Source organism: Bacillus sp. CFBP9009 (genome assembly GCF_036541465.1).
Lineage (GTDB): Bacteria > Bacillota > Bacilli > Bacillales > DSM-1321 > Peribacillus.
In genome coordinates this window covers 38,310-56,941 of the sequence record NZ_JAZHFU010000007.1, presented here as the reverse complement: position 1 = coordinate 56,941, position 18,632 = coordinate 38,310, and the positions used below count along the sequence as shown (strand labels likewise).

Sequence of the window (18,632 nt, the reverse complement as noted above, 5' to 3'; positions counted from 1 at the left end):
CCATCATTCCGCAATTTTCTGCATGTATTTTCTGCTTAATTCCACTGCAGCCTCATAGCCGCTATTCTGATAGGCTTTGTTCAAGTCACTGCCGATCCCGATTGCTACCGCGCCTGCATTAAGCCAGTCCTTCATGTTATCTAAATTAATTCCGCCGGTTGGCATGATCCTTACATTGGGCAGTGGACCATTAACCGACTTGATGAAAGAAGGTTCGAAATGGTTTGCCGGAAATAACTTTAAAACATCACAACCTGCTTCTAATGATGTAGCCATTTCTCTTATTGTCATGCAACCAGGCATATAGGGAATGCCGTATCGATTACAAAGTTCGGCTACGCCATTGACAAAATAGGGACTGACGATAAAATTGGCGCCAGCCAAAATAGCATGTCGGGCCGTCTCAGAATCAAGTACCGAGCCTGCCCCTAAGAGTGCTTCCGTATTTTGCAGTTCTTTGAAAGCTTCTTCAATTCCCGGTGTTGTATAAGTCAATTCGATTGCCCGAACACCGCCTTCCACAGCTGCTTTAGACAGCTGTACCGCCTCTTTTGCATCCTGTCCCCGGATAACAGCTACAACTTTCGTTTTCGTTATTCCTTGTATGATTGAGTGTTTATCCATGACTCCTACCCCCTTAATTAAAAACGATGATCGCTTTTCGAACTTGTTCGGGATGATTTTCAACAAAATTAAATGCTTCCTGGATATCATCGAGCGAAAATGTATGGGTGACTAAACCTTCATGTCTGAGTTTGCCTTCATTCAAAAGCTTAACCACTTTTGGAAACTGGTCGGTTTGCAATCTAGAGCCTTTCACAGATACTTCCTTTTTAGTGATTGGCAGCTGGGAAACCGCTGAAGGACGTTCATCAAAACCAAGTACGACAATCCGCCCCGCCGTTGACACGACATCGAAGGACAATTCAAATGTCATAGGCAAGCACACTGCATCAATGACGACGTTGGCCCCTTCGCCATTCGTCCATTCTTCCACTCGTTTTTGAACATCTTCCTTTTCCGCATGTACGGTGATATCTGCACCGCTTTCTTTAGCGAATTCCAAACGCTCATCACTTAAATCCGTGATCATCACAGATGCTCCTTGAAGCTTTGCCATCTTTAATATGCATATCCCAATAGGTCCAGCTCCCTGGATTAGCACGGTTTCCCCTTCCTCCACTTCGCCTCTCCAAACGGCCTGTGCGCCAATTGTGTATGGCTCCGCCAATACTATTTCATCCCAAGCTAAAGCGGAATCCACAACATGTAATTGTTTCTCGGGAAGGACGAACCATTCCCTCAACCCACCATCTTCATGCACGCCAAAAACGGAAAGTTTTTCACAAACATTTTGGCGTCCTTTACGGCAGGCGTAACACTCACCGCAATAACTGATGGGCTCAATAACAACGTGGTCCCCAACTTTTATGCCCGCGACGCCTTGACCTATCTCCACGACTTCTCCCGCTACTTCATGCCCAACGACCCGCGGCAAAGTTGCAAGAGGATTGGTACCATGGTAAATATGCATATCCGATCCGCAAATTCCGACTCTTTTTACTTTTACAAGGACATCCGCCGAGTTCGAAATGCGTGGTTTTTCAACTTCTTGAATGATAAGTTCATGAGCTTTACGTACTTGAACCGCTTTCATTTCCCCACCTACTTTGTAAGAAATTCATAAACACTTGATGCTATCGTAATACCTTGTTTCAGGTTTTTTTCTTCATTGATTTGTTCAATCTCACCCGGTACATATACGCGATCGAACCCTGGAGCAGGTTCAACCTGTTGCAGTTCTTCGATCATTTGATCCATTTGCTCTAGAAATATATCAGTATCCGTAAAGAACGAAGGATTAATTACACAAAAATAATGTCCCAGCTTCCGTTTCTTATCAAGATCGTCATACATTTTCCCAATGTGCGGGCCAAATGCCGCACCGGCCAATAATCCAGAAAACACATCTACAATTACGGATAGACCATAGCCTTTCGGGCCTCCGAAAGTTGAAAGGGAAACGACTTTATTCGGGTCTGTGACCGTAGCTCCATTTTCATCCACTCCCCATCCTTCAGGGATTTCCTTTCCCTCTTCGCGTGCCTGGAGGATTTTCCCCAGCGCAACATTGGAAGTTGCCATATCAAGAATAAAGGGTTTTTTCGTTTTGGCAGGAACTCCGTAAGCGATTGGGTTGGTGCCAAGAAATGATGTTTTTCCTCCGAACGGGACTACAATTTTATCGGTATGTGACATTGCGATTCCAATCAACTTTGCTTCAGCGGCTTTTTGAACGAAATAACTTAGTGCTCCGCAATGGCTGCTATTAAAAACAGTCACCATGCCCACGCCATTATCTCTGGCCATTTCGATTGCATGGTCCATGGCCACGTCGCTGATCACATGCCCAAATCCATCATCTCCATCAACCACACCGGTAACGGGCCCTGTCTTTTGAAAGGAAATCTGTGCATCGGGATTTATTCCTCCTGCCAGTAAACGGTTCACATAATGCTCTGTTCGTAAAACACCATGGGAATTGACATTTCTGAGATCTGCATGAACCAATACTTCCGCGATTTTCCCGGCATTTTCTTCATTTAAACCCACTTTGGTCAGCTGTTGTATGACTAATCGTTTTGCTTCCTCGGCTTGAATCGTTACTGTTGCCATTTCATTCCCTCGTTTCTTTCAGTCATCTATCTTTCTATAACGGCCTCATTCTGTATGAAAGGCATTACTTCATCCAAATATGGTAATCCTTCATTGTCCCCAGCAACAGTTGTTACAAGAGCTCCTACACCATTTGCGAATGTCAATCTTTCATCAATGGATAAGCCATGAAGATATCCGTAAATATAACCGGCATCATAACCATCTCCCGCACCAACAGTATCTACAGGTATAACAGGGAAGGCTTCTTTTTCATGCCATTCACTTTTGGTATATAGTTTTGAACCATGTTTCCCGTCCTTAATGACAAGCTGATCGATAGCATTCACCTTTGCGAATTTTGCCAAAGATTCTTTTGAGTCAGTTCCGATGATCAATCTTATTTCATCCAAACCTGTAAGCAAAATATCAACATATGGAAAAATATCACAATAAACTGATCTTGCTTCCTCGATGGACCATAGCTTTAAGCGGATATTCGGATCAAAGGAAACAGGTATATTTTTTTGTTTTGCAATTTCCATTACCCTCTTGGCAATGTCGACATTTTGGGGATCTATAGCCAAAAATACTCCAGTAAGGTGGACTATATCAATCTCTTCAAACATCTTTTCTGTTATATCTCCCTGCTTTAAAGTTAAAATGGGAGATTGATAGCGGTAATAAAATGTCTTTCCGGAACCATCTTCCCGAATTTCTTTAAAGTTAAGAGATGTTGGATATCCATTTACATAGGCAACATCACTCATGTCCACGCCTTCCCCACGAGCAAAATTATAGATAACTCTGCCGAACTCGTCCTTGCCTAAACGGCTTATCCATTTTGCCCGCATGCCTAGCCTTGCACAGCCAATTGCAAAATTCAGTTCAGCGCCTCCTACTTTTCGCTCAAAACGGGTTACGAATCTTAAAGGTCCTGTTTCTTCCGGATTTAGCGTAATCATGGCGTCGCCCAGCGTTAAAACACCATATTTTGATGACAATACAGTACCTCCTTCTTTCGAACAATCACAAATAAAAAGAAAAACATTTGATCATATCACTTTCATTAAGCTTCATTGCTAAATCGATTTAGTTAATTACTAAACCGGTTTGGTAAATCATAAGGAAATTGTAAATGAAAACCCTACCAAAAACAATAGAAAAGTTAGATAATTTGTAATTTTATTTTTATTTGATTATATTTCAGCTAAATTTATGATAAAAACCCATATTAAGGTAAAGCGAAAGAGGTTATTTCTTCCCTCTTTTTTTAATGATTAAGAGCTTCTGATTTTTCATCCTTGGGCTTTCAATCAAATTTTACTCTTTGCTATTAATTTGGTGAAAGTTGTATAATATATCAATTGTTAAATAAGTTTGAAAGGTTGTTTGGAATGAGTTTTTTGAAAATATACATCTTACTTACCGGAATAATGATCACGTGGGGGTTAAATGTCTCAGTTATTAAAATTTTAGTTGCGCATACGCAGCCCGTAACAATCACTTCTTTGAGGATTTTTACTGCTTCTCTTATCGTCATTATTATTCTTTTCTTCTTTGGATTAATACGTCTTCCTAAAAAAAGTGAACTTCTTTACGTTTTTGGAGGAGCACTTTTGAGTGTCGTTTTTCATCATTATTTTTTAGCTGAGGGATTGACGAAGACTTCCGCCTCGAATGCTGGACTGATTTTGGGCATGGGGCCAATATTGACTGTCATCTTGACCATGATATTCTTTCGTAAAAAGCCCACTTTAATCAGGCTTCTTGGCTTTATATGCGGTGCTCTGGGCGTGAGTTTTACCGTTATGGCAGGAAGTGGAGGACTTCATTCTATTAATCTGGGAGATGTGGATATTCTCCTTTCCATTCTTTCACAGGCACTGAGTTTCATACTCATTAATAAAGCCTCAAAAACTATGGATCCACGATTATTAACCGGCTACATGATGCTTATCGGGTCTTTTATTCTTTTTGCCATCAGCTTATGGAAGGAACCAGAGGGCTTATCTTCACTGGCAACGGCACCGCCATCCATCTGGGGAGCTTTCTTGTTCTCCGCTATTTTTGCCACTGCCCTTGGGCACATGAGCTATAATTATGCCATTGGTAAGGTAGGCGCAGCCGAATCATCGATATTTCTTAACTTAAACACCTTATTCTCTTTGTTAGGGGCAGCATTTTTCCTTAATGAAGCCATAGTTCCTGCACATTTCATTGGACTTATATTCATTGTTTCAGGAGTATTGCTTGGCTCCGGTGCAATAGAAATATGGATTCTTCAACGGAAAAATAAACGCATATCTGCCTAACGGCTACAGCAAAACCTAGATTTCGTACCTTTCTATATAAAAATACTAACAGATCCTACGACACTGCCATTCTTAAAAAAATGGCTTAGCAGTGTCATGGGGTCTTATTTTTATTGTCCATCCCTTCTTCCAACTACAAATAATTGCAGAATAATAATTGGAGATTCATACCCGGTACAATATACCCAGAAATTTGCATGGACATGTCCATTGAAGTGTGCCCATTAAGACAAGCCTTTTTGTCAGTTGTGGCCCTTTTCTTTCTGAGAAACCTCCTTGAAGACATATTGTCTACTTAATATTGGTTTTGATGAATTAATAAAAATAAAAGAGACTGTCCATGGGTTACAGACAGCCTGAGATTTCAGTCAGCTTATAAAGTAAATCAATTAGCCCAGAGCGCAAACAAGCCTTCTGTTACACCCAATTTGTATATATAATAAAGTCCGAATGAAAAACTTATAGCTCCCGCCAGTTTGATGAAGATTCGATTTAAAACGATGTCCTTTCCATTCAAAGCAAACGGTATGCCTAGTAAAGTTGTAAAGCACAGCATGCCAATAATTGTGCCCGCGCCAAATATAATTATATAGATGGACCCTTCGCCTATACCGGTTACGGTCGACATCGTTAGAATGACCATTGCGGCACTGCCCGCGAGACCATGGACGAACCCAATTAAAGCAGACACCAAAAAAGGGCGAAATCTATCTTTGTCGTTCGTGATATTAGGGCGAGCTTTAAATAAACTTTTCGCCCCTAGCATAACAAGCATAATGCCAACACCGAATTCCAGCGTCATGCTTAACGACTCTGGAATTTCCCCTTTCATCCAAATGAACAGCATCCCTATAAGAAACAGCGTACATGTATGGCCTATTCCCCAATACACCCCCGTTAGAGTGGAACGCGATAATTTTTTCGTATTTCCTGCCGTGGTTGCTACCGCAATAACATGATCCGGCTCTAACGAATGCTTTATCCCCAATAGGAATCCAAATGTAAGAATCGACACCAAACTCATTTCTCTACCACCTCCCCGAGACACTTCCATACTTCTTCATACACCTTTTTTAGAGGTATATTGTTCTGTACGGCAATTTTACGGCAATCTTCATATTCAGGTGCCTGCTGCAAGGTCAATCCCTCATGGATCCCTCTCTTCATCGTCACTTCCCCCCATTGAGTATTCACATTGAAAAAAGAGCGCTCAAGCCGGTGCACGGTAAGAGGATAGTAGCGTATACCGAGAGTCGTCGTTTCAGCAAATAATATCTTCTTCATTTTCGAAATCACCTGCTGTGAACAAAGAAGTTGCAATAACACCCCCGGTCTATTTTTTTTCATAAAGATTGGTGTATAAAATACATCATTTGCTCCTGATTCAAACAACAATTCCATTACATGCCCAAGCCATTCACCGGAAATATCATCTAGATTCACTTCCATTTTTACCATTTGTTCATCAAGATGCTCATGATCAGGTGGGCGCTTCATTGGATCTCCCCTATAATAATACGTAGGACGTTCGGATGATTTTCGAATGTTTTTGTTCCCGCACCATAGCCAATCGATTCGACGGTCATGGGTGGAAGCGAGCCGAAATTTTCAGCTAAAACCGCAGCGATGGCAGCACCGGTCGGCGTTGCTAATTCAGAACGAATATCGTTTGAGGCAATCGGTACCCCCTTTAATATTTCAAGAGTGGCAGGTGCAGGAACAGGATATATGCCGTGATCAATATGTATATGTCCAGATCCCGTGGGAATGGCTGATGACTGAACTGATTCAATACCTAGCTGATCGATTAAAATTGCAGCCCCGATTATATCTATTATTGAGTCTACCGCTCCTACCTCGTGAAAGTGAACTTTATCAAGAGGAAGCCCGTGTATGTGCCCTTCCGCTTCACCAATCTTCTTAAAAATGGCGAGTGACATGTTTGTTACCGATTCATTAAATTTCGCCTCATTGATAGCTTCTACAATTTGTTTGTAGGTACGGCTGCCATGATGATTGTGAGGTACATGGCTATGGCTGTGTCCATGGCTGTGTCCATGGCTGTGTCCATGGCTGTGTCCATGGCTGTGTCCATGGCTGTGTCCATGGCTGTGTCCATGGCTGTGTTCATGTGTTTGCTCTGATTTACTGGTAAGAAAGACATCAAATTTAGTACTCGTAATGCCATTTTTGACGACCTTCCCCCATGACAGATTATATTCTTCATCTATGTTCAGTTTTTTTAACTCTTCTTCCATTTGTACAGGGTCTGCACCTGCATCAATCAACGCACCAATAACCATATCTCCGCTTATGCCGGAAAAGCAGTCAAAATATAAAGTCCTCATCACAATTGACCTCCTTTTTATGTACGAGTTTGTATATAATGGCTGCATTGTAGGCTGCACCAAATCCATTATCTATGTTCACCACACTTACACCCGATGCGCATGAATTGAGCATCGATAAAAGTGCCGATAAACCGTTAAAATTAGCACCGTAACCAATACTTGTCGGCACAGCAATAATTGGATTCGTAACAAGGCCTCCTAACACACTTGGAAGTGCCCCTTCCATCCCCGCAACACAAACTGATACCGTAGCCCCTCGTATCTCGTCAATATTATCAAGAAGGCGGTGCAGTCCAGCAACACCTACATCGTATATACGCCTGACTGGAATACCTAGAGTTTCGGCCGTCACGGCAGCTTCTTCAGCAACGGACAAATCTGATGTCCCGGCGCACACAATTGCAATATATGAATCAACGGATTTCGGCTTTTCTTTAACCCAAGCAAGTGTCCGTGCAATCTCGTTATACTCAAAATCACTACATTCTTTTTGTACAAATACCGCTTTTTCCCGAGAAATACGAGTCACAAGCACAGAATCATTCCTTGTCCGCAGCGATTGGACAATCTTTAAAATTTGTTCAGCTGTTTTCCCTTCCCCAAACACAATTTCGGGAAAGCCTTGTCTCCTTTTACGATGATGATCGATTTTTACAAACCCTAAATTTTCATAGGATGCAAGTTTTCCCTTCGCTTCCGCAACTGTCAATGAACCCTTTTGAACCTGCTCCAAAATATCGTCAATCATAACATTTCTTCCTTTTTAAGCGCCATATTCATACTTCCGCTTGTATAGCCTGTCAGATCCATTGATACATACTTATAACCAAATTGCTTCAGCCGTTTCGTGATCGCCACATGGTATTGAAGCACTCGCGGCATATCATCGGGTTCAACTTCAATTCGGGCAGTATCCTCATGGGTCCTGACTCTTACCTGATGAATATCCAGTGATTTTATGTAAGCCTCTGATTTATCAACTTTGGTCAATTTTTCCTTCGTAATGATATCGCCATATGCTATTCGTGAGGATAGGCAAGCAAATGACGGTTTATCCCAGGTTGGCAATCCGGCTTGCTTGGACAATACTCTTATTTCTTCTTTGAATAAATCGGCTTCTAGAAGAGGTCCCCTGATTCCTTTTTCTTTAGCTGCTTTCATGCCTGGACGAAATTCGTTAGCATCATCAGCGATAACTCCATAAATAATATTATTAAATTCATATTCTTCAAGAATAGGAAGCAGATGGTCAAATAAACTACTTTTACAAAAGTAACAGCGATTCTGATTGTTTTCTTTATATCCAGGAATGGCCAACTCCGAAGTTTGAATGACACGATGGTTGGCACCAATCCATTTTGTTAGCATAATGGCTTCATTCAATTCACTCGACGGATAGGTTTCCGAATCTGCTGTAATGGCTAACACATTATCATAACCCAGAGTATCAATAGCGACTTTTAGCAAAAACGTGCTATCCACCCCTCCTGAAAAAGCGACCACAACCGACTCCATTTTTTGGAGAATACCCTGCAGATTACTGTACTTTTCTAGTAACATAGCACTTTTCCCCTTTCTGGTTTGTCTTTAATTTATCTACTGTCCATCAGCAATACCACCCTTGATGGAAATTTAACGGATACATCAAATTGGTAGGAATGGAGGAAATAACATACAGTCATACTTTCATTTCCAGCGCCTATTGAATTGATAGGAATATAAGCGTCGGACTGCATTAGCTTTTTTGTACGATAGCCGAGAATTTTTTTGCCGTTTCTGTCAGCCTGGTGTAATCTTCACCTGTAATCAATTTCGCAGGATTGATCAATGAACCGCCAATTCCCGCAGCGATGGCCCCTGCCTTAATAAATGAAGCTAGGTTGTCAAGGTTGACACCGCCAGTTGGCATTAGAGGGATGTGAGGAAGCGGCCCTTTAAGATTTTTAAAGTAACTAACACCCAATGCATCTGCCGGGAAAACTTTGATAATGTCAGCTCCATTCTCGTAAGCAGTCAATATTTCGGTTGGTGTGAGCGCACCTGGGATGCTAATAACGCCATAGCGCTTCGCCATTTTAATCGTTTTGACATTGACGGTTGGAGAAAAGATAAATTCCGCCCCTGCCATTATGACCGCACGGGCCGTTTCAGGATCCAATACTGTACCGGCACCCGCTATGATATCATCACCAAACTCCACTTTTACTCTTTCAATCAAATGGCAAACTTTAGGTGTTTCTACTGTAATTTCGAGTGTTCGGATGCCGCCCTCTTTCAGGGCCCGGGCGATTGGTATAATTTGATTGGGGCGTGCTCCGCGAATGACGGCGACCAGCTTCCCATGTTTAAGCTCTTCAAGTTTAGTCATTTTTTCCACCTTTCTACCTCTTCACATCATCAGCGCCGCCACTCATGAACAAAGCGAGGTCGGCACGGGCCGGCAAACCCTCAACATCGCCATTTACCATCGTTGCCATTGCTCCCATGGCATTTCCACGCCTTGCAGCTTCATCTAGCGGCAGTCCATCAAGCAGACCGGAAAGTACACCGGATGCAAAAGCATCACCAGCACCGATGGGATCCACGACCCGTTCCACATAGAATCCAGCAACGTATGTTTTCGGTACAGACGGGGCGGAAATTAAAGAGCCTTCTTTGCCCAATTTAAGTAAAACTGTTTCGACACCGAGTTCATGAAAATGATCGGCAAATTTCTCCGGAGTATGGGAGCCGAATAAAAATTCGGCTTCGGCCACCCCAGGCATGACGATATCACTTTTCGAGGCGTACTTTGTTATGATGTGACGTGCTTCATTTTCATCACCCCATATTTTCAAGCGAATATTCGGATCGAAGACGATTTTTGTTCCGTTTTCTTTAGCAATGCGGATCGCTTTATCCAAGAGCGACTGACAAGAATTCCCTAGTGCAGGGGTAATCCCCGTAATATGGAGATAAGCGGCGTCTTGGATGGCAAGATCAGTTAGTAATTCCGCCGTCATTTTACTAGCGGCCGAATCTTTCCGGTAATAATAAACTCGAGTATCATTCAGCCGTCTGAATTCTTTAAAAAAGACTCCGGTAGGCGCATCAGGGTCTCTTGTTACATAAGAGACATCAACGCCTTCTCCGCGAATGAACGATTGCATGGCATCGCCAAATTCATCCTCACCGAGACGGCTAATCCAGCGTGAGCTATGACCGAGTCGGCTTAACCCGATCGCGACATTGGATTCCGCACCGCCAAACTTCATCGAAAAAGATCTGGCGTGGCGAAGCGGTCCTTCTTCATTCGGGGTAAACACTGTCATTGTTTCTCCGATGGTTACAACATCCATGTCATCATCTTCTTTCTCTTATCATGCTATTACGTGATTAGAAAGCGTACCGATCTTCTCAATGCTGACGTTCATCCGGTCACCGTTTTTCAACCAGATTTTCGGATTCCTTCCCATTCCAACGCCTGGTGGCGTGCCAGTTGCAATCAAATCACCTGGCATTAGCGTCATGGACTGTGATAAAAATGAAATGATTTTCGGAACCGTAAAAATTAGGTTGCTTGTATTTGAATCCTGCATAATTTCACCGTTTAATTCGAGCGAAATCGCTAGATTGTGGGGGTCACCCACTTCATCTTTTGTCACGATAACAGGACCAAATGGAGCAAATGTGTCCGCCGTTTTGCCTCTTGACCACTGGCCGTCCTGAAATTGCAAATCTCGGGCGCTGATATCATTCATGATCGTGTAGCCAAAGACGTAGTCATCCGCCTCTTCTTCTGACACATGTTTAGCTTCTCTTCCAATGACAAACGCAAGCTCTGCTTCAAAGTCGACCTCGGTTGAATTAATCGGGATTTCAATCGCATCATTATGTCCGGCAATGGCATTAGCATATTTTGAAAAAATGACCGGTGATTCAGGAGGCTTCATCCCGGTTTCCTTGCAATGATCAAAATAGTTAAGTCCTACGCAAATGATTTTATCCGGCTTTGCGATTGGCGGCAGGATCTTTACTTCTGACAGTTTAAATATTGCATCGTCATTTACCCGTTGCTCGATTAACTGTTCAGCACGTGAACGCAACTCGCTGCCTCGTTCTATAAATTTTTTCATGCAAGCAGGAAATTCTTCTGGACCGAGAGCCGTTAAGCTTATAATTTGATCATCTTTAACAAGACCGATGTGCAGTTCGGTTTGCACGGAAAAAGTTGCTATTTTCATATTTTTCCCCTTTCTTAGGTTAATGCGTATGGTGTTTTTTCCCCTTTTAAGACCTGAACGATATTTCTTGCTGCTTTTTGACGAAGTTCAACCATCGCTTCCTCAGAATACCAGGCGCTGTGCGGCGTAATGATGACATTGTCCATTGTGAGTAGCGGGCTATCGATTCGGACCGGCTCATTTTCTGTCACATCAAGTGCAGCACCTGCAATTATCCCTTTTTCAAGTGCATAGGAAAGTGCTTTTTCATCGATTATCGGTCCACGTGCCGTGTTAATGATGACCGCGTTACTCTTCATTTGTTTAAGTCGCTCCTCATTGATCAGGTGGTATGTATCATCAATTAAGGGTACATGGATCGACAAATAATCGGATTCGCCTATAATTTCGTCGAGATCCATTTTTTGAACCCCGACAGCAGCCATGTCTGCCGCCGATACGAAAGGGTCATAAGCAGCGGTTTTAAAGCCGAGCGGTTTCACCTTTTCAATGAAACGGCGCGGAATCCGGCCAAAGCCGAGAACCCCAACCGTTTGTTCATTATAACGGTGAATCGGGACACACACTTTAAAGTCCCAGTTACCTTTTTTCACTTCCTTGTTTAACAGTGTCACTTTCCGCGCCGACGAAAGTAAAAGTGCCAATGCATGATTCGAAACTTCTTCCATGCCATAATCCGGTACATTGGCGACAGTAATCCCCTTTTCTTTAGCCGCATGGAGATCAATTGTATTGACGCCAACACCATAACGGGAAATGATTTTCGTGTTTTCAAGCGACTCAATGACTCGGCGTGAGATAGGAGCATATTGATTTAAAATTGCATCCACTTCTTTTGCCTGCTCCATTACTTCTTCTTCAGTTTTGCATTGCGCTTTGATGAATTCGATTTCAAGACCGCTTTCTTGAAAAATCTCTTCTTCATATTTCAAATGTTCAAATTCGTAATCCGTTAATAAAATTTTAAAGGACATTTGGGCTCAACTCCTTTTTTAGTAATAAATAGGTAAATATCAGAGGGGATCCCTCACGTTAATCTCATTATTTCACTGCTGCCTTTTCAATTTTCGCAATTCCGAGTCCTTTTGCACCGAGTTTCGATGTTTTTGCTTCTGGATAGTATCGTTCGATCATTTGAATACCAATTGCGGCACGGCGTACACGTTCTTGAGCGAGTGAGATGTTCGTACTTTCCCATTGTTTTCCTGAAGGGTATACATCTGGGTGATTACGAAGACCAAATTTGATGTAAACTGGCGCCAATACACGGATTATTTCCGGTATTTCATAATAGCGAAGAAAGCCTCCAAAGGTATCCGGAACTTCAACGTATAAATCAATTGGAATGTCTATTGATTGTCGGATCGCTGCAAGTTTAGACAGCGTTAATGCAGGTGGCACGTTGTAGGTATCCGCTCCGATGTCTTCCATTAATTTAACGGATACTGGATTGGCTGAACCCATTTGAACCGATACTTTAACAACAAAGTCTTCCGGAAGCTGTCCATATTTTTTCATTTCTTTCGTTAAAAGAAGGAGTCCTTCATCCGCAACTAACGCACCGCGAAGACCAAGTGCAGCTCCTCTTTTCAAGTCTTCCATGGCATAAACAAGCTGGTCGGATCCTTCATGGCGGATTCCCTGAGATTTACCTCCTGGCGTAAGAGGTCCCGCACTGACATCCCATGAACCCCTGGGACCGACAAACAAACTGAGCTCCATGCCGCGCTCTGCTGTCATTTTACACATTTCTTTAATTTCTTCATCCGTTTGAAGCATGATGCCGCTGCCCTGAGATATTCGGTGAATAGTCAAACCGAGTCGGTCAATTTCTTTCAATGTTTCTTTTAGGGCAGCTGGACCTTCTACACTTGGTAGTTCAATACGGTATTGAGCTCCATCTGGAAATGTTTTCGTCGATGTAGGAAGTTCTTTAAGATCAGTAGATGGGTAGCCTAATTGTTCGAGCAAGTCGCGTGATTCTTTCATTTTTGGACGCCTTCTTTCATATCTATATTTTTTAAGAGAGCAGCTACTTTGTCACTCAAATCAGCAGGGTATACATCGCATGGTGCACGGTGTCCAGCCGCAACGTCAAACCAGCGCTGATGAACGGCTTCTTTCATGGCTGTAAAAAATGTCGGACCGTAATTGTACACATCCATCAGTTTTGAAATCACTTGATGATTTTTCTGTGCTTCAGCGAGATCCCCTTTATGATACGATTCATATAAATGAACGGATATTTCCGGGGCAAAGACAGCGCTTCCATTAATACTCCCAGCTGCACCAATCATTTGAGCCGGAAGCAAATGCTCGTCAAACGCAGAGAAGACTCTGAAATCACTGCGAACTTTCTTCACTTCCGCCAGTACTTGACGAAGGTGGCCGAAATCACTGACCGTCTCTTTAATACCCGCAATGTTTGAATGATCTTGGGCTAATTTTTTAATCAATTCGATTGATAAATTTTGTCCTGTCAAGAGCGGGATGTTATAAATGAAAACTTGCAGATTAGTATGATTCGCAACGCTGGAAAAATGTCGATATAATTGCTCGTCAGACAGCTTCCAGTAATATGGGTTGACTACGAGAACGCCGTTCGCTCCATGCTCTTCTGCATAAGAAGTCAGTTCATGCACCTCTTTTAAAGCAGTATGCCCGACTCCGACCATAACTGGCACTCGTCCGTTAATGTGCTTTATCATTTCGCGTACATATAATTTTCTTTCTTCTGTTGTAAGTGATGAGAACTCACCTGAACTACCCATCAACAAAATACCGTCAATATTCCGTGAGATTAATAGGTCGATATACCTTCTGTTCAGCTCCATATCCAAGTTCCCCGTTTCATCAAATAAGGTGACTACCGGTGGAATGATGCCATGAAAGTCCATTATTTTCCCTCCTTTAATTACCATTCAGCGATACTTCCGTCTTCATTACGCCAAATTGGATTTTTCCAATCATGTCCGGTTTCTGCTGCCTGCTTCACTTTTTCTTCATCAATTTCCACTCCAAGTCCCGGTTTATCCGGAATGTTCACATAACCATTTTCATAATCGAATAATTCTGGATTTTTCATATAATCGAGAATGTCCATGCCTTCGTTGTAATGAATACCAAGGCTTTGCTCCTGAATAATGAAATTCGGTGTCGTTGCGTCCAAATGAATGGATGAAGCAAGAGTCATCGGACCGAGCGGGCAGTGCGGCGCAATCGCTACATCATACGCTTCTGCCATTGCGGCAATTTTTTTCCCTTCTAAAATACCACCTGTATGAGACAAATCCGGCTGAATTATATCGACATAACCATCTTGAAGTAGCTGCTTAAAGCCCCAGCGCGTATACATTCTTTCTCCCGTCGCAATCGGACACGTAGTATGCCAGGCAATCTCACGAAGTGCTTCATTGTTTTCCGGGAGCACCGGTTCTTCAATGAACATTGGACGATATGGTTCGAGTTCTTTCACAATCACCTTTGCCATCGTTTTATGAATCCTCCCGTGAAAATCCACACCGATGCCAAAGTCGTTGCCAACCGCTTCCCTGATTGAAGCAACGCGTTCGATGACCGCTTCTACTTTCGAAAAGCTATCTATGTAATTCATTTCTTCTGATGCGTTCATTTTGACAGCAAGGAAGCCCTCTTTCTGTTTTTCTATTGCGGCTGCAACGACATCCACCGGTCGATCTCCTCCGACCCATGAGTACACTTTAATTTTTTGACGTGCTTTGCCGCCGAGCATTTGGTATACAGGAATATCGAAGTATTTTCCTTTAATATCCCATAGTGCCTGCTCAATGCCGGAAATGGCGCTCATTAAAATTGGGCCCCCGCGGTAAAATCCACCTCGATAAAGCGTTTGCCAGATATCTTCAATGTCGTTCGGATTTCTCCCGATCAAATAATCAGTCAGTTCGTTAACTGCTGCTTTAACAGTTTCAGCACGGCCTTCCACGACAGGCTCTCCCCATCCGGAAATGCCTTCATCCGTATCGATTTTTAAAAACAGCCAGCGGGGCGGAACTTTGTATAAAGAAATTTTTATGATTTTCATCAAGCACCTCGCAATGTTTTTTTGAAGAAAGAGAGATTTTCAAACATGGAAACCTCCCTTTCACTTGTTAAGAACCTTTAATAAAAACCGTTTTTATGGCTGTATAAAATTCTTTCGCCGCTTCACCTTGCTCTCGCGAACCCGTGCTTGATGCCTTCATGCCTCCGAATGGGGCTTGCAACTCTACGCCCGCGCTTTCTGCGTTAATGCGGACAAGACCTGCTTCAATTTCATCAATGAACTCCAAAATTGAGCTAATATTTGATGTGAAGATTGATGCACTCAATCCGTACTTCGTATTATTTGCCAAGTCAATCGCTTCGACAAGATCGGTTGCTTTCATAAGTGCGATAACTGGTCCAAAAATTTCTGCCTGTGCAATCTCCATTTCGGACGTCACGTCTTCAAAGATCGCTGGTGTGATGAAAAAGCCCCTATCATAGTCACCGCCAGTTAATATCTCCCCGCCATGTATGAGTTTTGCTCCTTCCTGCTTGCCTTTTTCAATGTACTCTGTGACCGTTTTGAACTGGCTTTCGCTTGCACATGGACCCATCCAAATACCCTCTTGAAGACCGTTGCCTACTGTAATTTTCGCTGCTTCCTTTACCAGTTTTTGTTTGAATTCATCATAGACGGATGATTCAACGACTACACGACTTGAAGCTGTGCATTTCTGGCCGGAAGAACGAAATCCACCGCTGATGACCGCCTCGACAGCTTGGTCGATGTTTGCATCTTTCGTTACGATGACTGGGTTCTTGCCACCCATTTCAAGCTGATATTTTATGCCGCGTGCGGAAGCTGATTTTGCGACGCTCTGACCGACACTTTCAGAACCGGTAAATGTGATCGCATTTAAAAGCGGATGATCTATGAGTCCTTGACCGATGATCGACCCCTTACCGGTAATGAAGTTCACTACGCCCTCCGGGAAGCCTGCTTTTGTGAAGCATTCCATCACTTTCGCTGCAGTAACGGCTCCCTCCGTAGCCGGTTTCCATACGATTGAGTTGCCATATACAAGAGCAGGAGCCATTTTCCAGATGGGAATTGCAACCGGGAAGTTCCATGGCGTGATTATCCCGACAACACCAAGTGGGCTGCGTTTCGTAAACATTAGGGCATCTTTATCGGATGATGGAATAACATCGCCGTCTTTCCGCATCCCTTCCCCAGCATAGTAACGCAGAATTGCAACCCCCCGTGCCGTTTCACCTTTTGCTTCAGGTAACGTTTTACCCATTTCGCGCGTCATCGTTTCGGCAATTTCATCTAGATTTTCTTCCAATATATTGGCCGTTTTGAAAAGGATTTGTCCACGTGCAGACTGCCCGATCCTGCGCCAATCCCTCTTTGCTTTATGCGCAAAAGCTACAGCTTTGTTCAAGTCATCTACCGTTGAGCTTTGAACATAACCAACCGGTTCTTTGTCCGCAGGATTAATGCTTTCGATTGTATTTCCAGAAGATGCATTCACCCACTCATTATTAATGAAATTTTTATATGTTTTCGTTGCAAATGTAGTTGATATCATAGTCTTTAGCTCCTTTTTCGTTTTAGAATGTCGGTCCAATTCTCCATATACCAAAGTCATGCTGCTTTAATATCTCAGCTTTTGTTAGTTTACCGTTAGAAACATGTTGAATTTCTTCCATGATGCGCCTGCCCACTTCATCAACGGTTTCTAAACCATCGACGATCGTACCAGCATTTAAATCCATATTTTCATTCATCCTGTCAAACATTGGTGTATTAGTCGAGATTTTTATAACGGGTGAAATAGGAGAACCAGTCGGCGTGCCTCTTCCACTTGTAAAGAGAACGATTTGGGCACCGCCTGCGACCATTCCCGTCAATTGCTCAATGTCATGGCCAGGCGTATCCATCCATACAAGCCCTTTTTTTGTGGGTACCTGGGCATAATCAATGACCTCTTCCAGTCTGGTAGTGCCTGATTTTGTCGCTGCCCCCAGTGATTTTTCCTCGAGTGAGCTGAGACCTCCCTCAATGTTTCCCGGACTCGGATTTCCGGTGCGGATATCTACGCCCATTTGAATCGAGCGGTCTTCCATCATTTTAATAACCGCATAAGCTTTTTTGGCTACCTGGTCGTTTGCCGCCCGGTTAGCAATCAAATGCTCTGCACCGATGAGTTCAGTCGTTTCCGCTAATATTGCAGTTCCCCCCTGCTGAACAACCAAATCGCTTGTACGTCCGACTGCCGGGTTAGCCGATAAGCCGGAGCATGCATCCGACCCACCGCATTCTGTGCCGACAATCAGCTCGCTAAAATCACATAATTCCCGCTGCACCATCGAGGCGTCCTGGACCATCTTGACCGCAATTTTAGCTACTTCGGCAATGGTTTGAAGAGTGCCGCCATGTTCCTGAATCGATACGGTTTCCACTGGTTTACCGCATTTGGCAATTTCATCTCCAATACGGTGCGCCTGATGTGTTTCACAGCCAAGTCCGAGTACTATGACACCATATACATTTGGATTCATGCCCATTCCCGCATAGGTTCGGGCCGTTTGATCATAATCAGAGCCCACTTGCGCACAGCCATGCTGGTGAATAAATGTGACGGTTCCGCTCACCAGCTCTGTTACTCGCTGCGCTGTTTGTGTTGCGCATGTTATCGTTGGCAAAATCAGTACATGATTTCGGACACCTACGCGGCCATCCGGACGGCGGTAGCCCCAAAACTCCATTTTTTCATTCAGCAATTTTGTCACCCCTTCCCCTCTTTCCTTCTAAATTGTGTACGTGAACATGTGCACCAGCGGGAATATAAGCAGAGGCTGCACCTATGACCTCCCCATATTTAATTATGTCCGCTCCTTGTTCGATGGCTTTGACTGCGAACTTATGCCCAAAACTGATTGGCTCAATAATGGGGACGACAAGTTCTTCAATGCCTGTCTTCACAACTACTGATGTGTTTTCAGGGATTTCGGATAAAGCGACAGCTACACTATCTTTCGTACTTAAGTAAAGTGTTTTATACTCGCTCATTTTG

The 18,632-nt window shown here is 43.2% G+C and carries 20 protein-coding genes; 1 reads left to right on the top strand and 19 read right to left on the bottom strand.

Going from position 1 to position 18,632, the window contains the following annotated elements:
* Positions 1-3 precede the first annotated feature (3 nt).
* The 4 genes from V3595_RS17655 to V3595_RS17640 are packed head-to-tail and all read right to left on the bottom strand — an operon-like array spanning position 4 to position 3,659.
* Entirely contained in the window at positions 4-624 is a 621-nt protein-coding gene (locus V3595_RS17655; protein WP_485908577.1) for a bifunctional 2-keto-4-hydroxyglutarate aldolase/2-keto-3-deoxy-6-phosphogluconate aldolase, read from the bottom strand.
* Between the two features lie 13 nt (positions 625-637).
* Positions 638-1,657, bottom strand: coding sequence for a zinc-binding alcohol dehydrogenase family protein (locus V3595_RS17650; RefSeq protein WP_485908576.1), 1,020 nt, complete (start codon positions 1,655-1,657; stop codon positions 638-640).
* An 8-nt stretch (positions 1,658-1,665) separates the two neighbouring features.
* Positions 1,666-2,676 carry an ureidoglycolate dehydrogenase gene (allD, locus tag V3595_RS17645; RefSeq protein ID WP_485908575.1) on the bottom strand — a complete coding sequence of 337 codons (1,011 nt, stop codon included), beginning with the start codon at positions 2,674-2,676 and terminating at the stop codon, positions 1,666-1,668.
* Positions 2,677-2,702: 26 nt separating this feature from the next.
* The gene (locus tag V3595_RS17640) at positions 2,703-3,659 is read right to left on the bottom strand and encodes a sugar kinase (protein WP_485908574.1); all 957 of its coding nucleotides are present in this window, start codon (positions 3,657-3,659) and stop codon (positions 2,703-2,705) included.
* A 393-nt stretch (positions 3,660-4,052) separates the two neighbouring features.
* On the opposite strand from V3595_RS17640, the gene V3595_RS17635 reads away from it, so the two are divergent.
* Positions 4,053-4,970: a DMT family transporter gene (locus tag V3595_RS17635; RefSeq protein ID WP_101225455.1), complete on the top strand. Its 918-nt coding sequence runs from the start codon at positions 4,053-4,055 to the stop codon at positions 4,968-4,970.
* A gap of 385 nt (positions 4,971-5,355) precedes the next feature.
* Here V3595_RS17635 and V3595_RS17630 read toward each other — a convergent pair whose 3' ends face one another.
* The 15 genes from V3595_RS17630 to V3595_RS17560 form a co-directional block, all read right to left on the bottom strand.
* Positions 5,356-5,994 (bottom strand): urease accessory protein UreH, encoded by a 639-nt coding sequence (locus V3595_RS17630; protein ID WP_402905271.1) that lies wholly within the window; start codon positions 5,992-5,994, stop codon positions 5,356-5,358.
* Positions 5,991-6,467, bottom strand: coding sequence for a nickel pincer cofactor biosynthesis protein LarC2 (larC2, locus tag V3595_RS17625; RefSeq protein WP_485908573.1), 477 nt, complete (start codon positions 6,465-6,467; stop codon positions 5,991-5,993). Before larC2 ends, V3595_RS17630 begins: the two co-directional genes overlap by 4 nt.
* Positions 6,464-7,318: a nickel pincer cofactor biosynthesis protein LarC gene (gene larC / locus V3595_RS17620; protein ID WP_485908572.1), complete on the bottom strand. Its 855-nt coding sequence runs from the start codon at positions 7,316-7,318 to the stop codon at positions 6,464-6,466. The genes larC2 and larC overlap by 4 nt, the downstream gene beginning before the upstream one ends.
* Positions 7,299-8,069, bottom strand: a complete 771-nt coding sequence (larB, locus tag V3595_RS17615; protein WP_485908571.1) for a nickel pincer cofactor biosynthesis protein LarB — start codon at positions 8,067-8,069, stop codon at positions 7,299-7,301. Before larB ends, larC begins: the two co-directional genes overlap by 20 nt.
* Positions 8,066-8,881, bottom strand: coding sequence for an ATP-dependent sacrificial sulfur transferase LarE (larE, locus tag V3595_RS17610; protein WP_137017608.1), 816 nt, complete (start codon positions 8,879-8,881; stop codon positions 8,066-8,068). Before larE ends, larB begins: the two co-directional genes overlap by 4 nt.
* A gap of 175 nt (positions 8,882-9,056) precedes the next feature.
* A complete protein-coding gene (locus V3595_RS17605) occupies positions 9,057-9,689 on the bottom strand; it encodes a bifunctional 4-hydroxy-2-oxoglutarate aldolase/2-dehydro-3-deoxy-phosphogluconate aldolase (RefSeq protein WP_485908570.1) in 633 nt (210 codons plus the stop codon).
* A gap of 13 nt (positions 9,690-9,702) precedes the next feature.
* Complete coding sequence (locus tag V3595_RS17600; RefSeq protein WP_485908569.1) at positions 9,703-10,659, bottom strand: sugar kinase; 957 nt, start codon at positions 10,657-10,659, stop codon at positions 9,703-9,705.
* A gap of 21 nt (positions 10,660-10,680) precedes the next feature.
* Positions 10,681-11,544, bottom strand: coding sequence for a fumarylacetoacetate hydrolase family protein (locus V3595_RS17595; protein ID WP_485908568.1), 864 nt, complete (start codon positions 11,542-11,544; stop codon positions 10,681-10,683).
* Positions 11,545-11,558: 14 nt separating this feature from the next.
* Positions 11,559-12,518, bottom strand: coding sequence for a C-terminal binding protein (locus tag V3595_RS17590; RefSeq protein ID WP_485908567.1), 960 nt, complete (start codon positions 12,516-12,518; stop codon positions 11,559-11,561).
* A 67-nt stretch (positions 12,519-12,585) separates the two neighbouring features.
* Positions 12,586-13,533 carry a U32 family peptidase gene (locus tag V3595_RS17585; RefSeq protein ID WP_485908566.1) on the bottom strand — a complete coding sequence of 316 codons (948 nt, stop codon included), beginning with the start codon at positions 13,531-13,533 and terminating at the stop codon, positions 12,586-12,588.
* Positions 13,530-14,441 (bottom strand): dihydrodipicolinate synthase family protein, encoded by a 912-nt coding sequence (locus tag V3595_RS17580; RefSeq protein ID WP_485908565.1) that lies wholly within the window; start codon positions 14,439-14,441, stop codon positions 13,530-13,532. Before V3595_RS17580 ends, V3595_RS17585 begins: the two co-directional genes overlap by 4 nt.
* Before the next feature lie 17 nt (positions 14,442-14,458).
* Positions 14,459-15,607, bottom strand: a complete 1,149-nt coding sequence (dgoD, locus tag V3595_RS17575) for a galactonate dehydratase (RefSeq protein WP_485908564.1) — start codon at positions 15,605-15,607, stop codon at positions 14,459-14,461.
* A gap of 67 nt (positions 15,608-15,674) precedes the next feature.
* Positions 15,675-17,144 (bottom strand): alpha-ketoglutaric semialdehyde dehydrogenase GucD, encoded by a 1,470-nt coding sequence (gene gucD / locus V3595_RS17570; RefSeq protein WP_485908563.1) that lies wholly within the window; start codon positions 17,142-17,144, stop codon positions 15,675-15,677.
* A 22-nt stretch (positions 17,145-17,166) separates the two neighbouring features.
* Entirely contained in the window at positions 17,167-18,324 is a 1,158-nt protein-coding gene (locus tag V3595_RS17565; protein ID WP_387549244.1) for a UxaA family hydrolase, read from the bottom strand.
* 4 nt (positions 18,325-18,328) lie between these two features.
* Entirely contained in the window at positions 18,329-18,628 is a 300-nt protein-coding gene (locus V3595_RS17560) for a UxaA family hydrolase (protein ID WP_485908562.1), read from the bottom strand.
* Between the last annotated feature and the right edge of the window lie 4 nt (positions 18,629-18,632).